We start from the raw sequence: 20,399 nt of genomic DNA, 5'->3' as shown, positions 1-20,399 counted from the left end.
TGGAGTGATTGCCGCCTTGAATGCGGCTAACGTCGTTCCGTTCGGAACGCTCCTAATACTTTCGTTCGCCGTTCCTCCCGTACTTACGGTCCCGATCGTCGAAGTCAGCGTGGCTATCGCGCTGGCCGCCTTCCATTTCGCACACAAAATTTCATTGGACGTAATGCGGAAGGAATCCCCCGCCAAGTAGGAATCACCGTCGCCGTCAGTCTGCGTGTTCCATCCATCGAAGAGATATCCGGTTTTGCGTAAATCCACAGTTCCCGAATAAATGTCGGCTACCACGCCCGGCATGAAAGAGACGCTGGCCGGAACGGCCCCGATGGCACTTCCATTCCCGTCATAGGTTAAAAATACCTGAATGTCTCGCAAGTAAGGATACCCGCCGTTAAGCGACGAATCTATTGCCCAGAAACCCGAAAAATCCCAAGCATTAGCGCTGTCTTCTTCGTAGGTAGCTCTATCCTTCATTAGATCGGTTGATTTACCTACTCCTCCGGCAGATTCGGATTGCCCGGTGGTCACCGTGTCGTAGAAGCTATTCGTGATGATTCCGAAGTAGTCTTCTCCGATTAAGCCGCCTAGACCCACGCTATACGCCTCACTTTTGGTCACGGCACCTGACGCGTAATTGTTGGTAATCTCTCCGCCGCTGCTGTTATCGTTAAACCCGATCAAGCTTCCTACGCCATAACTTCCGCTTACTGCGGCTGAAGCGTAGCTGTTGCTAATCTCTCCATTGCTATTGAAACCGACTAAGCCTCCTACATCCCCGCTTCCGTTCGTTTTCCCCACGGCGTAGCTATAGCTGATCTTTCCCTTGAAGTTGAAGCCGACCAAGCCGCCTATCTCCGAACTATTAATTCCCGTTACATTCCCAGTGGCGAAGCTGTGAAGGATCACGCCATGTTCATAGTTGGTACCAACTAATCCCCCTGCATCTTTACCACTCACGTTTCCTGCGGCGTAGCTATTGCTGATTGTTCCATCCAGAGATCCAGCCAAGCCGCCGATAGTGTCCAATCCGCTCACATCCGCCGAGGAAAAGCTGTTGCTGATCTTCATCACGCTGCTGCCGCCAACTAATCCGCCGACGTAGTATTCTCCGCTCAATATCCCCGTAACGGAGCAATTTTCTATGATGCCTGAATTGTAGCCAACCATTCCGCCGACGTAATATCCACCGGTAATAATCACGTTGCGCAGCTTCATGTTCCTAATCGAGCTAGTCGACCACGTCCTCCCGAATAGTCCTACATAGTTTCCGCCAGCATTAGTGATCGTTAGTCCCGAGATGATTTTCCCATTTCCGTCCAAGTGTCCGTAAAAGGGGTCGTTATTGGTGCCAATCGGCTCCCAGTTCGGGTAACCGCTCAAATCGATATCATTTTTCAACCGATAATGCGTGAGGTCCCCCATATTCATTCTAACGCCATCCAATTGTTTGGGAGTCGCAATGAGATACGGGTCGGCTTCCGTACCCGTTCCCGATTCCGGTCCTTCGTAGAACTTGATGACGGATTGATTCACCGTCGCATCCGAATACCCCGTTGCCTTGATCAGGAGGTTATTAGTGCCTTTGGCAAGCACACCGGCTTTGATCATAAGGAGACCTGGCGTGACCACGTATTGCGTCCCCTCAATTAACGAGAATCCCCCGTTCCATACTGCCGTGATCGCCCCGCGCCACAGCGGATCGTCCGCGAACGCGATCTCGATGTCGTTAACGGTATAATTATCGGTCGCGTCGGGGACGAGAACGGGCGGGGCAAATCGGAGCGGGGCAATCTCGATCGATTGACTGTATAGAGCGCCTGAGCTATCTACGAACGCCCCGCCATCTATTCGAATTGCATTTTCCGAACCAGTTACAGTATCTTCAAAATGGATCTCAAGCGTACTCGATGTAGGGGTATAGGTTGCGTTCACCACCGTATCGGCTTGCCCTAACGCTGCGAAGCTGCCTCCGCTCGTCTTTTTCACGGTAATCTTACTCTTCAAATCATCCGAGGTTCCCGCCTGCAAGGCATATACGCTAAAGGTAACTGTGTGCTCTGCATCGGGCTGAGACGACAGCTCCAGCACATGTATGATGCGTTTCGCCTAGAGATACTAGGCTTTTTTCAAGTGTCCTTGACAGAGGGTCCAGATCAAAATGCGGACAGTATTAGGTCGGGGCATATTCAAACCAATCAAAATAAGCTGGTGTTGTCGCATTCCTACCATTTCCGGTGGCATAAAGTCCGAAATATACGCCGGTAAACCCGCCGGCAGTTTCCGTCGAGATTAACGCGCATTCCCCGATAGATGCTACTACCTCTTCACCTTCCAGTGGTCGATACGTAAGACTGTAACACTTCGCATCAGCACGTATGCCGAGAATAACGCTGTTCGCATCGTACTCCTGTTCATACTCAATTCTCCATAACGACCCAATTCTTCGCCTTACCAAAACCTTACGGACACCGTTCCGGAAGCCTAACGCGATCTCATAGTGGAACCGTTCATTCATGAATACGGTTAACCCTGCCTCTTCCCCCTCCTGTGCAGGATTGAATTCCAAATGGGTCGATACACTGCAATCAAAGTGCTGCTGTCTTCTTCCTACGAAGGCAGGAGAATCGGTATCATCAAGAGTGACCGCAGATCCATAAAGGGTGAGAAATCCCAACCTGTCGGTGAGAGAGAAATTTTCCGGATAAGGATTCCGTAAGAAGTTCCAGGCAAAGTCCAATTTACTGCTGTTAAAGTCTTCTTTACTACACCAAGGCTCCTGCTCCTCCAGGAGAATGTTACCTGCATCCATCTCCAACTCAACTGTACCGCGGTTGCCAATTAAAGGCCACCCTTCATTAGACCACTGTACCGGTGCCAGATACGTTTCTCGTCCCAAATGGTGATGTTTCCCGGCAAATAGAATTGGTGCAGGTCGTATTGCCAAGAATACCATCCACCAGCTGCCATCCTCAGCCTGTACAAGATCTGCATGCCCAGTGCCTTGTATCAGGCTAGCACTGCTTCTATGAGTCAGAATCGGGTTATTCGGATTACTTTCGAAGGGGCCGTATGGCGTGTGACTTCGGGCTATCGTCACCATATGTCCATATTCGGTACCTCCCTCAGCAATAATTAGGTAGTACCAATCACCGATTCGATAGAGGTGGGGACCTTCGGGAAACTGTCCTCCGGTTCCTTCCCATACCAATTGTCGTTTCGTTAGAATACAACCAGTCTCCACATCGATTTCTGATTGATAGATCCCCAATACTTCAGAGTTAAAGAAATCAGAAGTTCCCGTGATGTAGACCCTGCCATCTTCATCAAATAGAAGTGACGGATCGATTCCCGGCCAATCCAGCCATATATGCTCGGACCATGGTCCCTCGGGTTGTTCTGCCCATACGATAAAGTTCTTTCCTACCGCAACATTTGTGGTAATCATGTAGAAACGTCCGTTATGATAACGAATCGTGGGCGCGAATATGCCCGATGAGCTTTTGCACTGTTTGAGCGGAAGTTGACTCTCTCGTGTTAAACAATGTCCGATTTGTCGCCAGTTTACTAAATCTCGACTGTGAAAGATGGGAACGCCGGGAAAGTACTCGAACGAACTGGTAACTAAATAATAATCGTTGCCCACCCTACAGACGCTCGGATCAGGATGGAAGCCGCTAATGACTGGATTCCGATATTTCAATATATTCTCCTCCTAAGCCTTTTTACGCTCTCAAGTCGATAAAATATTGTCGCTGTGGCAGTCGCTAACTCATTGGAATATATAAGTTTTTTCTTTATATATCTAAAGACAATGAGTGGACCCCAATGAGTCCACTCATCTGTATAGAATGGCTATTAATTCTTTAATAAAATGTCTTCTAGATTATCGTTAATCCGAAAAAGGATTCTATCAAGCTGCTCCTCCGAAACGGCTCCCCCACTAAATGCAGCAAGACCGCGTAAAGGTAAATAACGGAGGAAGGCAGCCATCATATCCGATGCCCCATCCATCTCCCCACCTGCTGCTGCAAAAGGGGAATGCTTCACGAGCTCCATGGCAATTTGCGCGGCATCCGGGTCATCCATTAAATCACCAACGGTAGAATTAATCGTGTATGTCTTCTTTAGAGCGACCGTCGACTGTACCGTAACAGATTCTTTCAGCACAATGTCACTAGATGACTGGCCAATTAAGATTTCGAACTTGCCTGTCTCCACATGCCAATCCTTCAATTGAACGTTATAGTAGGCAAAAGAACGTTTGCTCAATGTGAACGATACACTTTTTACTTCACCTGGTTCCAAAGATACCTTCACAAAGCCCTTGAGTTCTTTATCTGGTCTAACCACATTGCTCTCCACGTCTCGTACGTAAAGCTGCACGATTTCCTTTCCTGCACGGCTACCAATGTTTCTGACTGTAACCGAGACATGAAGCTCCTCTGCGTCAGATAGATGCGTTTTATCCAGACATAAATCTGTATACTCAAAGGATGTGTAGCTTAACCCGTGACCAAAAGGGAACTGCACGCGCTGCTTCTTTTTATCGTAATAACGGTAACCAACAAACAGCCCTTCCTTATACTCGACACGATCGCCTTCACCTGGGAAAAACAAGTAGGAAGGATTGTCACTCAGCTGGACTGGAAACGTTTCCGCGAGCTTTCCGCAAGGATTTGCGTCGCCGAACAGCAGGTCTGCAATCGCGCCGCCTAACGCCTGACCGCCAAGGTACGCTTCAAGCACTGCCTTAGCGCTGCCAAGCCACGGCATCTCTACAGCCGATCCGTTACTTAGCACGACAACGACTCTGCCCTGCACAGCGGCGACTGCGTCAATCAGTTCCGACTGATTCGCTGGGATATCAAGGTGCGTTCGGTCAAATCCTTCCGATTCGTATCGTTCTGGCAGTCCGGCGAAAATAACGGCAACGGATGCTTCTTGCGCTGCTTTCACTGCTTCCTGAAGCAGCTGCGTATTCGTTGCGTCACCATCCAGTTCATAACCTTGTGCGTACACAATCCCTGCTTCAAGCCCTGCGGACTTCGCCAGCTCCTCACTAATATCTTCCAACTTGGTAGGCTTCACATGTGAGCTGCCGCCGCCTTGATAACGCGGCTGCTTCGCAAGTGCACCAATAACAGCAATCCGTCCGGATTTTGGCAGCGGCAAGATTCCATCTTCATTCTTCAACAGCACCATACTCTCGCGAGCAACATGCCGAGCCAATTGGTGGTGTGCCTCCGCATCGTAATCAGCGTTCGCTTTCCGATTGTCAACCGTCTTAAAAATGACCGTAAGCAGACGTTCGACCGCTGCATCCAGTTTTTGTTCAGACAGCTTGCCACTGCGCACAGCCTCAACGATTTTGCGATCACCGGCTCCGTTGCTGGACGGCATTTCTAGCTCTAGACCGGCGTCTAGACCGACAGAACGGTCGTTGACTGCGCCCCAGTCGGACACCACAAAGCCTTCATGTCCCCATTCGTCCTTCAAGATGTCGGTCAACAAGTACTCGTTCTCCGAACAGAATCCGCCGTTCACTTGGTTATAAGCGCACATCACTGTCCATGGCTGTGCCTGCTTGACAGCACCTTCAAAGCTTGCCAAGTAAATTTCCCGGAGCGTCCGCTCATCGACAATCGTATCAATCGACATGCGGCGGTGCTCCTGATTATTCGCAGCAAAATGCTTCAGTGACGTACCCACGCCTTGACTTTGCACACCCATGATATGGTGTGCGGCCATCTCGGAGGACAAGTAAGGATCCTCCGAGAAGTATTCAAAGTTCCTCCCGCAAAGTGGCGAACGTTTGATGTTGGCGCCGGGTCCAAGCAAAACAGCAACGTTCTCAGCTTGGCATTCCTCGCCCAGCGCGATGCCTACCTGCTCAATCAGATCGCGGTCCCACGAAGTCGCGAGTCCCGCTGCGGAAGGAAAGCATGTGGCCGGTACACTATCGAACAAGCCCAGATTGTCGGCTGAAGCCCTCTGCTTCCGCAGCCCGTGAGGGCCGTCGGTCATCATGATAGACGGAATGCCGAGTCTTTCAATTCCTTTCGTATGCCAGAAATCAAGACCGGAGCAGAGTCCTGCCTTTTCCTCCAATGTCATTTGACTAATCAACTGTTTGAAATTACGTTCCATCGATGTATACACCCCTATTATTGTTATTAGTCCAACAGCTCGAAGGAGGCATCACGCACATCCCTTGAATTCGCTCCGATGTAAAGCTTAAACTCACCCGGCTCCGCTTCATACTTTAAATCTGCTGTCCAGAAGGCGAGATCGGAGACGGAGATCGTAAAGCTGATTTCCTCGTTTTCTCCTGCGGCAAGCGCCGCTTTATGGAAGCCTTTCAGCTCCTTCACCGGCCGAACAACGCTTCCGTGCACATCTTGAATGTAAAGTTGTACGGTTTCCTCGCCAAATATGGAACCTGAATTGGTAACGGTTACCGATGCAGTCAACAAGTCCCCTGCCTTCAGAGTAGTTTTATCTAAACGAATATCCGAATAGGCAAAACTTGTATAACTGAGCCCATAGCCAAATGGATAGAGAGGCTCGTTCGGCCCATCCAAATATTTCGAAATGAATTTTTGATACTTATTCGCTTCCGTAACGGGCCTGCCTGTACTGAAATGATTATAATAAACAGGCACCTGCCCCGTGTTTGCCGGAAAGCTCATTGTCAGTTTGCCCGACGGATTGGTATCTCCGTACAGCACGTCGGCGATGGCATGACCGGCTTGCGAGCCAAGGAACCACGTTTCCAGAATGGCATCCGCAAGCTGTTCGATCCCATCTAACACAAGCGGCCTGCCGTTCGTCAGCACCAGCACGATGGGCTTTCCAAGCTCCGCTAAGGCTAACGCAAGACGCTGCTGCACTTCCGGCAGCTCGATGCTCATGCGTGAGGCCGCTTCACCGGACATATCGCTTGTCTCTCCAAGCGCAAGAATAATCATGTCGGCCTGATTCGCCTGCTCAACCGCCCGAGAAATGCCGTCTTCGATCTCTTCCTCTACTCCGCAGCCTTGCGCATAGAGCAGTTGTCCGCCTTTCAATCCTTTAGCCTCAAGCCCCTGCCTTAAAGTGACTGTTTCGTGTCCATAACGCGAAAATTGCCATGGACCCAGCAAATCCTTGCTGTCAGCAAACGGCCCGATCAGCGCTACAGTCCGCCCTTTGCCAGCTAAAGGCAGCACATCGTTATTTTTCAGCAACACAATTGATTTGCGGGCCAATTCTCTACTAGCTTCAAGGTGCGCTTCGCTAAAGTGATACACTATTTCCATCTCTGGTCTAATGTAACGGAATGGATCATCCATAAGTCCGCATTTGTATTTATAAATAAGAATGCGCCGAACGGCATCATCCAACAGTTTCTCCGTGATTGAGCCTTCCTCCAGTAATTGAGGCAGATGATCGTAAGCGCGAGTCACCATCTCGATATCCATCGTCGCTTCAAGCGCCTTCCGTGCTGCTTCCTTGCTGTCCTTGGCATTTCCATGAATAACAATCTCATCGATCGCCCCATAATCGGAAATAAGAATACCATCAAAGCCAAGCTCTTCACGCAATAACTCATTCAATAAAAACTTACTGGCTGCCACAGGTATCCCCTGATAAATATTAAAGGAATTCATGACCGAACCCGCTCCCGCAGCTATTCCTTCCTGGAACGGCGGCAGGTACACGTTACGCAGCGTACCTTCAGAAATATCTACGCTGTTGTAATCCCGTCCCGCTTCCGCGGCCCCGTAGGCGATGAAATGCTTCAAACAGGCGATGATCGTCTCTTGATCAAACAAGCTGTCTCCCTGGAACCCCTCAACCTGCGCCCGAGCAATGAGCGCGCCGAGGTAAGGATCCTCGCCTGCGCCTTCTACGACCCGGCCCCAACGGGCATCACGTGTAATATCGACCATCGGGCCGTGATTGTATGTGATACCTGAAGCACTTGCTTCCTTGGCCGCAATCGCGCAGGCTCTCCTGATTGCTTCCATGTCCCAACTGCATGACCACGCTAGTGGTACCGGGAATACGGTTTGATGTCCGTGAATAATATCGGCGTTGAACAACAGTGGAATGCCGTGCGGCGACTGCTCAACGGCTATTTTCTGCAATTCGAATACACGGCGGCTGTCAAAAGCGCCAAGTATTGACCCCGCTCTGCCTTCCGCAACCAGCTTCTCCGGTGGATCGGAGGCAACGTCGCCGCCAAAGGAGAAATTCGACGCCATACATTGGCTCATTTGGCCGACTTTGTCCAGAACAGTCATTTGTCCAAGCAGCTCGTCGACAGCCTTGCGGATTTCCTCATCCGATCGCTCGGTGACTCCGGTTTTCCGGTAAGGCACCACTTCTTCAATCAGCGTTTCCGAGAGGGAAGGACCACGGCCTTTAACTCCTTGCAGCGGTATACTTCCCATAAAAGGAAGCTTGATCTCGCCGCTAAAGATATCACCGTTAAAATTCAACTCAACCGTTACCTCTTCCGTCGGTACCATTGCTGAATACCCCTTCGCGGTCAAGCTATTTCCTTCAAAAGTGACTGTCTTTATCACAATAGACATTGGAAAAGGTTCCATCACAATCGTCAACGTATACGTTTCTTTGTTCTCAATGATAAACTGCAATTTCATCCTTGTTTGTGGAGTCTGGTGTATGGAATGCCAATTACCTATCATGTATTCTCTCAGCTCTCTTTCGTTTTTAATGGAATTAACCCTTCACTGCTCCAACCGTCATGCCTTTGACAAAATATTTTTGGAAGAACGGATAGGCAATCAGAATCGGAATGACACCGACCACCGCAATCGCCATCCGGAACGTTTCGCCCGGAATCTGTGCAACCGCTTCACTGGACCGGGAGCTCAACGAACTGTTGCTGGCCAGAAACTGAATATTGCTCATGATGCGGTTAAGCACATTCTGCAAGCTGAACAAGCTGGGATCCGTCACATATATCAAGCCGTTGTACCAGTCGTTCCAATAAGCAAGACCCTGGAAGAGCCCTACGGTCGCCATAATCGGCAGCGATAACGGAAGAACGATTTTGTAGTACATCTTGAACTCCCCTGCGCCGTCAATGCTCGCTGACTCCAGCACAGGCACAGGCACGGTCGTCATAAAGAACGTTCGCATCAGCAGCACGTTGAAGCCGTTCATCAATAGTCCTGGGATGAGCAGCGCCCAGATTGTATTTTTTATATGGAAAATTTGTGTATAGATCAAGTACGTCGGAACCAATCCTCCGTTGAACAGCAGCGTGAAGAAGAGCAGGAAGGCAAAGAATACACCCCCAGGGAGATCACGACGCGACAGTGGATAAGCAAGCAGCGATGTTATCAGCAGACTGGATGCTGTTCCTAGCACCGTCACCAGAATGGTGATGGCATAAGCGTGCAAAAGTTGGGAGGACTGCTGCCACAAATACACATAAGCTTCAAGGCTCAGTTCTTTTGGAAAAAAAGAATAGCCGTATTGGACAATCACATTTTCATCGGTAAAGGATGAGACGGTCAGCAGAACGAACGGAAGCAGGCAAGCCAGGGAAAACAAGATTAGAATGATATGGGCCGCCGACTGCCAGGCGCGATTTTCTTTGTTCACGATGTTTCCCCCTTAAAAAAGTGCGTTCTCTTTGTTTATTTTACGAACGATAAAGTTGGATACGATGACAAGCACGAAGCCGACGATCGATTGATAGAAGCCCGCTGCCGATGCCATACCGATATCGCCGAGCTGCATCAAGCCTCGATACACATAAGTGTCAACAACATTCGTTGTATCATAGATCGCACCCGAGTCCATAGGCACTTGGTAGAACAAGCCAAAGTCAGAATAAAAGATGCGGCCGATCGCAAGCATCGTTAGCATGATGATAACGGGAGTAATCAGCGGAATCGTAATCGTACGGATTTGCTGAAACTTCGATGCACCGTCCAAGGTTGCTGCTTCATAATATTCTTGGTCAATGCCGATAATCGCCGCCAGATAGACGATGCAAGAGTAACCTGCCCCTTTCCAAATGTTGACGAAAGTCAAAATGAACGGCCAATATTTCGGTTCGCTGTACCAAGAAATCGGATCCAAGCCGATTGCAGGCAAAATCGTTTTATTAATGAAACCATTCTCCATACTGAGCATGGAATAGACCAGATAACTAACAAGCACCATCGAAATCAAAAACGGTAATATAACGACACTCTGATAAAAACGTGAAGCAAATTTACTCTTGATCTCGTTTAGTAGAATCGCAAGTCCAACCGAAACGATCAGACCGAGAATAATAAAAGCGGTGTTATATAATATCGTGTTGCGAGTAATAATGAATGCATCCTGTGTTTTGAATAAATATTCGAAATTTTTCAGTCCGATCCAATCACTGCCCCAGATCCCTTTGGCATAGTCAATGTCTTTAAAAGCGATGCTGAGACCGAACATCGGCAAATAATTATTGATCAGAATGTACACGATTCCCGGAATCATCATGACGTAGAGCGGGCTAAATTTCAGTATTCTTTTTACTTTCTTATTTGGCATTCGGATAGCTGCCATGGCGTATTCCCCCTTCATTCAATAGCTATTTTTGGTGTCCTTTATACTCTTAATGATAGTGAAATTGGATTTCCCCAACTACCTTTAAACCGACTTTTCACTTTCACTCAGGCGACTATCAGGCTGCCACTTAAAAAGAAAAGCCCAATCAACATGACGTTGATCGGGCAAGTAGAACCATAATGAAAACGCAGGTTTATTTATTGGTTTTCGCCCATTCATCGAGCTGTTTTTGCTTCTCAGCGATAATTTTATCCATCCCGGCTGATTTTAGCTTGGCTATGAAATCAGGGAGTACTTTATCCGGATCCACGGATCCTGTTTCAAGCGGCAGTTTATATTGCTTCACAACGTTCGTAACAGCCGCATATTCGGTTTTGATTGGTGTCACATCGAAAATAAAACCAAGAGCCTTCGATTTTTTGGCTGACTTGTTAAATTTATCTAAATTTTTCCAAAGATTAGGGTCATCCCCGTTAAATACATAGGACAAGAATTGATTGCCAAACAACCATCCCATATTCAGGTTGTATCCGCTGTTAGAGGCGTTAACGCCTTCCGGATAATCGATGACATTGTCCGACTTTTTCACGTAGTGTTTACCTTCAATACCCCAATCAAACAAGTTGATGATTTCTTTGTCCGAGTACATTAAATTCAGGAACGCCATCGCTTTATCAGGCGTCTTGGTGTTGCGTGGAATTCCCCACATAACTGAGGTTACAGTGCCTGTAGTCGCAACTGGAGAAATCAAGGAAGCTGCGACCATTGGCTGACCGACGGACTTCGATTCGTTAACTTCGAAGCCAGGCTTCTGATTGGACATATACGCAAAGCCTTTATTTGCTTTCATCAAATCGAATTGCGAGTCTTTATTCGTGGCTGCATCTTTAAGAATGTATCCGTCGTTGTACCAGCTTCTCATCTTTTTCACGTAGTCCGCATATTCCTTCGATTCATACAAGTTAACAATTTTCAAATCGTTATCATAATTTGGCAGAATTCCGATAAAATCGCCCATGCTGTCAAAGGTTACATACTCATCCATGAACGACTGGCCGACAGCGGCCGGCACGAGCGGTGTAAAGTTCGGATTGCCATCTTTAACTGTCTTCAGTACACCTTCCACATCGTCTAGCGTTTTGATTTTCGTCGTATCAATTTTATACTTGTCGACAATTTCTTTTTTCATTAAAATCCCATAATTGACAGCAAGATCGCGAATCGTGGGCACTCCATAAATATCGCCTTTGATCTTGGCGGCATTCAAGTAGGCGGGATCAAGTGACTTTTTGATGCCTGCTCCCTGCTGATCCAATAGCTTAGACAAGGGCAGAACCTGATTCTTAGCAACGAGATTGCTGTAATTATTGCCGAAAACAGCCATCAAATCCAGCTTCTCATTGCTGGTCAGCATCAAGTTATTCTGCTGCTGCCAGTCGCCGATGCTAATCGGCGTTAATTTGACCGTTGCATTGATTTTCTTCAGGGAAATCTGATTAATAGCCTCCTGTACTGCCAGAATATCTTTCGGCACGGCTCCGAAGATCGGAAAAGCTACATTTAACTCTACCGATTTCTCATTGGATGAAGGTGTATTCGCCGAGGTAGATGAGCCCGGTGTCGTAGTGCTGGCTTGGTTGCCACTACTGCCGCATGCGGAGAGGAAGAGCATGGAAGAGAGTACAACTGAGCTTACTGCCATTGTTTTTTTGTTCATGGTTATCCCCCGTTTCATCTTCTATTCGCCAAATTGGAACCGGTTTCTTCAACCTTTTTGCAGTTCCTGACGAATGTATCTTTATTTTACAATCCACTACGAAAGGTATCTGCTTCAGTCACGACTTTTCATTTTCACTTAGCCGACTTTTTGAGCCATTCCGCCCGGTATGATATTTCAATCGGTATTCGATCGGATTCAAGTCCGTGACCTTTTTGAAAACCCTGGAGAAATAAGAAAAGTTAGAATAACCGATTTGTGAAGCGACCGCAGCTACCGGCATGTCGGTATTGGCCAACAGCTCCTGGGCAATTTTCACACGTTCCTGATTCAAATAATCAGAGATGATCAGTCCCGTTTCTTTTTTGAAAATACGCGCTAAATAATCCGGGTTTAAATACACATAGGCAGCGATGTCATCACGTGTTATATCCTCGGAGATGTGCTGTTTGATATAGGCGATTACTTTTCCCACCACACTCTGGGATTGCTCCACAATCACCATGTAATCCATTGCTTTAGTGACAACATGCCTGATCCAGCGTAGAAGATCGGTCACAGATCGGGTCGCACTAGACGACAACTCTATGGTTTCTTGTTCACTCAGTAATTGGTGCGCCTGTATCCCTTTTGTTTGCAGCAAGTAATGAAGCATTTGTTGGAAATTCTGATAAAATTGATGCAACAGCTGTGCATTTAACCGTTCCTTGACGTTGAACTGCTCGAAAAAAAGCGCTGCTTCCGCCAACACTTTTTCTTTGGCTCCCTCCTTCAGCAAGACAGCCCACAGACTCATATCCGGCAGCTTGCCGCTCCGTTCGGCGATTTGCGCTTCTTTTAACAAGAATACACGATTGTCATAGGCGACATTGTCTTTATCCAACTCCATCAACTTGAAAACCATGGCCGTCATTTCATGACCGACGACCTCATCCCCCATGTAACAAGATAAATCGCAAAAGAAATATTGATGGCAAGATGCGATGTATTTCTGACAAGATTGCTTCAGATCCTCTTGTGTGCCTGCCTCGACAGTCAAAATAGCCAGAAGCGTGTCAGCCCCCATCGCAATCAACATCCCATTCTGCCGTTCTTTGATGATTAATTCTTCTGCTGAGTTTTTTAACGCGTACTCCAGAATCTTCTTGTCACGCAGACTGACACTCTTGTGCCAACGTTGAACACGGATTAGAATCGGGTAAAAGGACATTTCGTCGGCATATGGAATATTCCGTTCTTCAGCGGCTTTCATCACAGCTTCGGGGTTTGATGGAATTGTCTGGTTTATAATGTCCAACCAAAACCGCTCGATCAACAGCGGTTGATGTTGAAACCAATATTTTCCATACTGGCTGTATTCGCTCAACTCGCTCTCCTTACTGATCTTCTCAGTGGCCTTGCCCATCACTACTCCCAGCTCCTCAAACAGGATCGGTTTGAGCATATAATCAAGACTGCCTAGTTGTATAGCCTGCTTCGCGTAAGAGAAATCCGCATGGGAAGTCAAGAAAATCGTTTCCGTCTTGGGAAAACGCTCCCGCACCCACGCCAGCAGATCGAGTCCCGAAGCTTGAGGCATCTCGATGTCGCAGAGCAGAATATCAATCCGATGGTTTTCAAATATTTCTTTCGCTTGACGCACGCTATAGGCGGTATGAACGGAGGAAACGCCAAATTCACTCCAATTCAAACCGAATTGTATGCTTTCTACGGCTATTTGTTCATCATCCACGATAAGTACAGAAAACACGGTCGATCATCCCCTTTTTTGTTCTGGCGGTTCAAGTGGAAGCGTCATTTCAACAACGGCCCCTTGTGGAAACCCGTTATAACAAACGATCCGAGCCTTATCCCCATACAGTAACTTCAAGCGTTGTGATACATTCCAAATTCCGATGTGATCTCCATGCTCATCAATGATTCTATTTCCTTTATGGATTTCATCAAGCACCTCTTCAGAAAAGCCTTTTCCCGTGTCACGAATGACTACCTTCAGTTTGGGCTCAAGTGCTGTTTCATCTAAATCGATATCAAGGGTCAACTCCATCGGATCATCCATCGTAATGGCATGTTTGATAACATTTTCTACAAAGGTCTGAATCACAAGCGGTGGAATCTGGGTCTCCGATAAGAAATCAGGAGCTGATATGGTGCAAGTTAACGTCCGCGGAAAACGAAGCTTTTGAATACGCAAATAATTTTGAATATGCTTGATTTCATCTCTTAAGGTGACAAAGCTTAAGTTACTGCGAAACATATAACGGAAATATTGCATTAAACAAAGCGTCATTTCCTGAATCAAATCAAAGTTTTTCATCCGGGCTAAGTTAAATAAAATATTCAGCGAGTTCATAAAAAAATGCGGATTGATTTGTAGCTGCAAATGCTGGAGTTCGGCTTTTTGCTTACTAAGCTGTTCTTCGTATACGTTAATTTTCAGATCTTCAATTTGCGACATCATTTTATTAAACGTATCGTTTACTATCCGAAATTCGTCTGACGTTGAAAACGGTTCGATTCTTACACTTACATGTCCGTCACCGATCCTGCGCATTGTCGCCAATATCCGTTTTATCGGAACGAGAACCGTCTTCCGCAGAAACCATAAGCTAAGTGGAAGCAATGCAATGGAGCCGAGCGATATGGCTGTAATGATACGGGTAAGATAAGGCAAATGCTGTAATATCTGATCGTCAGGAATGACAGCCATCAGGCTGAAATCACCCATGCGTGAAGACTCGCCGACTACAAGGATATCATTTTTATCGCCTGTCATATAATACTGTTGAAGCCCCTGATGAAGATCAATCTTCCCATATGGTAAAATATTTGTGCTGCTCATGGGATCCCCTTTATCCGATACGAATAATGCCGCCCCTGTTTTACCAAGATTAATAAAATTAAGTGGAGTCAGCAGCCTTCCGGCATTGACCCAAGTTCCTATATAGATATCCCCAATTTGAAGGATACGGAAAAAGTAAAAGCTTTGTCCAATCTTCTGTGCGAACCATCTGTTGCCATGGATGCTGTCATAATCCGGATTGCTGCTCAAATAAGAATGTAGGTAGTCTCTGATTAACGTCCTTTCTCCATAGAAAGTAGGGCTGCGGAACACATCTAACAAATCATCTTTGGGAATAGAGTAAACAAAAAATGAATCGACGGACTTGGACAGTATATCGGTGGATAGTTTATTGTTAAGGCTCGTTTTGGCTAATTGATAGGCATTATCCGATTCCGGAGCTCCGAACGTTTGAATATCCAGATCCGTAGCGGCAAGGCTGACCACGTGCTTGCCCGCATCATCCAGTTGATTATCGATTTGCTTCATGTAAAGCGACATCATATTTTTGTTAGACACGGCCACTTGATTATGAACGACATGAATACTGTAATAGTTCGTATAAATCAGTAGAGTAATCAGCGGCACTGTGATGCACAAAAGTCCAACTACCAGTTTAAATCGAATTGAATTCCATGAAATATGCGATATGAATCCAAGCATGAACCAGCCCTCCTACATGTCCAAAAGGACCGCCAGCTTCTGCTCGACAGTCCTTGCTTTTGCTTATATTAATCAAGCATTGTATTTATACATTTCCACACAAAGCGCCGAAGGATTCCTTCCTATTGAAATCCCGTATGCCGCCTCATCCCCATTAAGTGCCCGCTTCATTTTCCACCGGTCTTTCACAAAGGATCCCTCTTCAATTTTCACAAAACCGACTTTTTTTGCTTCCCCGCGTTTTGGGAGAAATTCCGCTGAAAATCCGATACCCACCAGTATAAACTCATCTTCGGAAACTTCGATAACCAGCCCTCCGGCTATGGGTTTCCCCTGTTCCTGACGTTTATACGTCAGCTTTAAGTCATATTTCGAGAACGGAAGTATGCAACCGCTGTTGTGATGCTGCAGAAATCCCGTCATTTGCCCCGTGCCGCGGTATTGATTTATAATTCCCAGCATATTGCTGAGTAATTCATAACTTTGGGCCAAATAAGGCCCAGTCCCGTTCAAATGGAAAGCGGATACGTCTATGTTCAACGCCATCATGATTCCGAAATCAATCCCTGTATCGCTGCCGTCTGCGGGAGCTAGAAAATCTTCGATACCAAAGGGCGCAAAACAAAGCGCATCATGCTTGCCAATCGCATAAAAGACATTCGTGGCGGATACCATATCGCGCCTCGCTTCAGGAATGAACAGCGGATTATCGCCTCCCGCCGTATACTCCTCACAAACTTTGGCAAAGTCAGCCAAATAAATATCAGGTGCGTAGAGGGCTATCGTAGGTGCCGCTGCTTTCCATATCTTCATCACTTTCGCTATCGGACCGCCGCTCGGATAAGAACCCGCTCGCTCAGGGAATTGCTCCAGCCATGCGTTTACGAACATAGGCAAAGCATACTCTTTCGTCCCCGCCTGTGCAATCTCCTCCACTGCCCGAGCATAATAATAGGCCATGAAATATTCCGCGGCGTCTTCCCCAAATACCTCGCTCCAAGTACCGTCACGGTCAAAAGCCTCACTCACGTCTTGCGGAACCGATTGAGCGAATTGTTCATTGGCATAAGCGGAATAATCTCTGTCGCTGCCTAGAAATCCAATCTCATTCTCCACCTGCACCATAATAACTGTATGTTGCTGGCCATCCACTTCTTTCAAGTGGCTCATTAACCGGCTGAAAGCTTTGGCATCAGCTTGAACGGCTGCATCACACAGGGGTGAAATTGTATCCGTTGCTGAAGGCCCCGGATAGCAGGCTCTGAAATAGGTCATATCATCTCTCTTCACCCAACCCGGTACATACGTAGATCTGCCATTCTTCCACAATCCGAACCAAAGCAGTACGAGACGTATATTCTCCTCGCGTGCTTGCTCGATGATGCCATCCACCAAAGTAAAATCAAAGCTGCCCTGGCGAGGCTCCAGCATCTCCCAAAAAACAGGCACAATGAGGGTGTTCAGATGAAGACCGCGTAAATTCTGCCATACCTTTTCCTTCATGTATTCAAGGCTTGAAGAACTGGAGTTGTGAATCTCTCCGGCAAGAGCAATGTAAGGATTGCCATCTACAATAAGGCTAAAAAGTCCGTTTTCTTTTGCTAAATAGGGTAGCGGTTTCAATATAAGGCACCTCTTTCGTAATTAATGCAGATAAACTATCATAAGTTTACCGTCTCATGATAGTCCCGACTACTACTAAGGCGACTTATCTATTGCATTTTACCGACTTCCACTTCAAAGATATGTCTCATCTAAATAATGTATATATTTGTTGATTCAGAAAATCTAAGAAGGAGTGATTGTCTTGGGTATTGTAAACCAAGCAAGGCTACTTGCAGGCATGATGAGTATAGTAGCTGTTACGGCTGAAACAAGACTGTTCAAATATATGTCTGTTGTGGTGGCAAAAAAGCAAAAGGAGACCCCACTCGCATTCTGATTTAATTATCTTTCTAAATAAGATTAGGATATAGTGAATCGGACATACAGGTTTAATCATAATTATTGAAACATTAATTTAAATCTTCCATTCGGAAGGTTTTTTATGCTAAGAAAATTAAAGTTTAGAGACTAATCGCCGGGTGTTATAATAAATGCTCTACCAGGACGTTCTAACAAAACAACATCTTCAAATCCTTTCTCTGTCTCAATTGTGATCATAAAATCGGTCGTTGTAAGAATAGGTTCATTATCTTGATTTGAATGCTTAATATTCAATTGCTCCGCAAATTCAATACTCCGTTCAATCGGCTTAAGTGGGTATTGTTCTCTTAAATCTATGACTTTATCTGACCAGGTTAATACCATTAGATAGCGACATTCTTCTTTAGAAAGAGTATGGTGGATTCTACCAGTCTTCCATCCTAATTCTCTGATAAGATATCCTAGAGAAGGCGCCTTGTTGTCACTTGCTTGAATGAAAGGATCATAATCCTTTCCATATCCTTGACCTCTACCGTCCTTAAGTCTATTCATTTGCGTTTTGTGTATAGCACTACCTCTACTCATCATTCATTCCCCTAAAGTAAAATAAGCGTTCACGCAATAGAGTGAACGCAACTGCTGACTAAGGACAAATGTCCTAAAGATCTTGGTGTTATACAATCTCGACAAACAGGCTATTTTCTATACTTCAGAACTATATTTGTCATTTCAAAACTTTGTTTGTCATTTCAAAACTTTATTGTCAATTTCAAAACCAATTTGTCATCCAACATTTTCGTTGCAATTACAACCCGCCCATTGACATTTCATCTCCCACGTAATAAAATATTTTTACGTAACACATACTTTGTATTGGAGGCTATCCACTCCATGCTAAAAGATATTCAAGACAGTTATTACATCGAGTCTCCAGAGCAAGCTACCGTCTTGTTGAACCCTATTCGCGGGGAGATCATTGCTCAGCTGCTGGAACCTGGTTCAGCTGCTGAAGTGGCTCGAACACTCGGGGAAACGGCCCAACGCATTAACTATCACCTCAAAGCTTTGGAAAAAGCAGGCTTGGTTCAACGCGTAGGCACTCGTCAAGTGCGCAATCTGGTCGAAGTCTTATACAGAGCGATAGCCAAAACATTCGTGCTGGCCGAATCGTTAAGTATGAAGCCTGAAACCTTGCAGAGATTGAAGGACCAGAGCTCTTTGGCTCACCTTGTGACCACATCCGAGCGGATTCGTAGAGATGCGATGCTGCTTATGGAGCAATCCGAAGTGGGCGAAGTAATTCCTAGTGCTACGCTTCAGCTGCAGGTCCATCTGTCTGATGAACAGCAAAGGCAAACATTCGTTGAGGAGTACGCTGCCATGGTGCAGCAATTGGTGGATCGATACTCGGGCTGCAAAGACGGAAATGATGCCTATCAAGTCTTGTTAACCGTATATCCCAAACCGAAAGAATGAGGAGGCAAACGCCATGAATCATGAACAACAAACAAGTAAACCGCAGAATGACGCAGTACCTGCAACGCCTGTTATTGCTTGGGAGAAAGCCGTTGATCGTTCTCCTGAAACCTCAGGAAGCAACGTGATCTCGATCGACTCTTATCGTCGTCAAGGCACCTCGCCTAATGAATCAGAAGCTACCTTCACCGTTCGTGAATTTCAAACTACCCATGGCGAAGAACCGATCCGTTTAATCATAGTATCCTCTGGTTTTGGTCAAAAACGCACTGTCCACAGTCATACCGTCCAAAGCAAAGCTTCTTAAATATAATACTTAAAAATGAAAGGATGATTCCTATGAGTTTCATACCTATGGTAGTAGAACAATCTTCGCGCGGCGAGCGCTCTTACGATATTTATTCCAGATTGCTCAAAGATCGCATTGTGTTCCTTGGCACGGAGGTCAACGATCAAGTGGCAAATGCAATTGTTGCCCAGTTGTTATTCCTTTCCGCTGAAGATCCGGAGAAAGATATTTCTCTCTACATCAACTCACCCGGCGGCTCCACTTCTGCTGGACTCGCGATTTTCGATACGATGCATTTCATTAAGCCTGATGTTTCCACCATCTGCGTAGGTATGGCCGCATCCATGGGTGCCATTCTCTTAACAGCCGGTGCACCTGGCAAAAGGTTCGCTCTCCCTAATGCTGAGGTCATGATTCACCAACCATGGGGAGGCGCCCAAGGCCAAGCCAGCGATATTCATATTCGTGCCCAGCACATCCTCAAAACACGGCGAACACTCAATCGAATTCTAGCCGAAACAACTAAGCAGCCGATCGAGAAGATTGAATTAGACACAGACCGTGATTACTTCCTAACCGCTGAAGATGCTAAAACGTATGGATTGATTGATAAGGTAATTGAGAAAATCTAAACGTTCATCCTATAAATCAAGATGAAAAACCCTAGCCATTGGCTAGGGTTTTTTCAATAATAAATGAGCCCTTTGAAGGAACGTAGATGCGCTAATTTAGTTAAAATCAGGCAAATCCCAGCATTAGAGGAACGTAGATGCGCTATTTTGCAGTTTCAGGCATGATTGACATCATTTTGTACTTCTGTCAATAAAATAGACACACTTTTATGGAACAACCGTTGCATTAAGAAGCTAAGTTTTCATAGTAGAGCTGCTCAAATCGATGGGGTGTCTCGTACCCTAACG

Annotated in this window: 14 protein-coding genes; 3 read left to right on the top strand and 11 right to left on the bottom strand. The window is 46.3% G+C overall.

Translation table 11 applies throughout. From position 1 onward, the window contains the following. The 11 genes from AC58UU_RS38965 to AC58UU_RS38915 form a co-directional block, all read right to left on the bottom strand. Positions 1-2,085: DUF1533 domain-containing protein (locus AC58UU_RS38965; RefSeq protein ID WP_497322861.1), on the bottom strand; the 2,085-nt coding region annotated here is incomplete at its 3' end. An 82-nt stretch (positions 2,086-2,167) separates the two neighbouring features. Then, the gene (locus tag AC58UU_RS38960; protein WP_497322860.1) at positions 2,168-3,697 is read right to left on the bottom strand and encodes a glycoside hydrolase family 43 protein; all 1,530 of its coding nucleotides are present in this window, start codon (positions 3,695-3,697) and stop codon (positions 2,168-2,170) included. Positions 3,698-3,852: 155 nt separating this feature from the next. Further along, complete coding sequence (locus tag AC58UU_RS38955; RefSeq protein ID WP_497322858.1) at positions 3,853-6,144, bottom strand: beta-glucosidase family protein; 2,292 nt, start codon at positions 6,142-6,144, stop codon at positions 3,853-3,855. A 26-nt stretch (positions 6,145-6,170) separates the two neighbouring features. After that, positions 6,171-8,645: a beta-glucosidase BglX gene (bglX, locus tag AC58UU_RS38950; RefSeq protein ID WP_497322857.1), complete on the bottom strand. Its 2,475-nt coding sequence runs from the start codon at positions 8,643-8,645 to the stop codon at positions 6,171-6,173. Between the two features lie 79 nt (positions 8,646-8,724). Further along, positions 8,725-9,615, bottom strand: coding sequence for a carbohydrate ABC transporter permease (locus tag AC58UU_RS38945; protein ID WP_497322855.1), 891 nt, complete (start codon positions 9,613-9,615; stop codon positions 8,725-8,727). A gap of 12 nt (positions 9,616-9,627) precedes the next feature. Continuing rightward, entirely contained in the window at positions 9,628-10,563 is a 936-nt protein-coding gene (locus tag AC58UU_RS38940; RefSeq protein WP_497322854.1) for an ABC transporter permease, read from the bottom strand. Between the two features lie 196 nt (positions 10,564-10,759). Continuing rightward, a complete protein-coding gene (locus AC58UU_RS38935) occupies positions 10,760-12,283 on the bottom strand; it encodes an ABC transporter substrate-binding protein (RefSeq protein WP_497322852.1) in 1,524 nt (507 codons plus the stop codon). Positions 12,284-12,401: 118 nt separating this feature from the next. Continuing rightward, on the bottom strand, positions 12,402-14,033 hold the full coding sequence (locus tag AC58UU_RS38930) for a response regulator (protein ID WP_497322850.1): 1,632 nt from the start codon (positions 14,031-14,033) through the stop codon (positions 12,402-12,404). A 6-nt stretch (positions 14,034-14,039) separates the two neighbouring features. Next, positions 14,040-15,788 (bottom strand): sensor histidine kinase, encoded by a 1,749-nt coding sequence (locus AC58UU_RS38925; protein WP_497322849.1) that lies wholly within the window; start codon positions 15,786-15,788, stop codon positions 14,040-14,042. Between the two features lie 72 nt (positions 15,789-15,860). Continuing rightward, a complete protein-coding gene (locus AC58UU_RS38920; RefSeq protein WP_497322848.1) occupies positions 15,861-17,411 on the bottom strand; it encodes a GH35 family beta-galactosidase in 1,551 nt (516 codons plus the stop codon). 450 nt (positions 17,412-17,861) lie between these two features. Beyond that, positions 17,862-18,299 carry a PDDEXK family nuclease gene (locus tag AC58UU_RS38915; protein WP_497322847.1) on the bottom strand — a complete coding sequence of 146 codons (438 nt, stop codon included), beginning with the start codon at positions 18,297-18,299 and terminating at the stop codon, positions 17,862-17,864. A 306-nt stretch (positions 18,300-18,605) separates the two neighbouring features. Here AC58UU_RS38915 and AC58UU_RS38910 point away from each other — a divergent pair, with 306 nt between their 5' ends. From AC58UU_RS38910 to clpP, 3 genes are read left to right on the top strand one after another with little or no spacing between them, the layout of a single operon-like run. Then, positions 18,606-19,190, top strand: coding sequence for an ArsR/SmtB family transcription factor (locus tag AC58UU_RS38910; RefSeq protein ID WP_497322846.1), 585 nt, complete (start codon positions 18,606-18,608; stop codon positions 19,188-19,190). A 13-nt stretch (positions 19,191-19,203) separates the two neighbouring features. Continuing rightward, positions 19,204-19,497, top strand: coding sequence for a hypothetical protein (locus AC58UU_RS38905; protein WP_497322845.1), 294 nt, complete (start codon positions 19,204-19,206; stop codon positions 19,495-19,497). A gap of 32 nt (positions 19,498-19,529) precedes the next feature. Continuing rightward, positions 19,530-20,111, top strand: a complete 582-nt coding sequence (clpP, locus tag AC58UU_RS38900; protein WP_047684586.1) for an ATP-dependent Clp endopeptidase proteolytic subunit ClpP — start codon at positions 19,530-19,532, stop codon at positions 20,109-20,111. Positions 20,112-20,399: the final 288 nt, after the last annotated feature.

The organism is Paenibacillus sp. JT22N1, from assembly GCF_059692155.1.
Note: the sequence above shows the minus strand (reverse complement) of the source record. Positions and strands in the feature narration are given on the sequence as shown.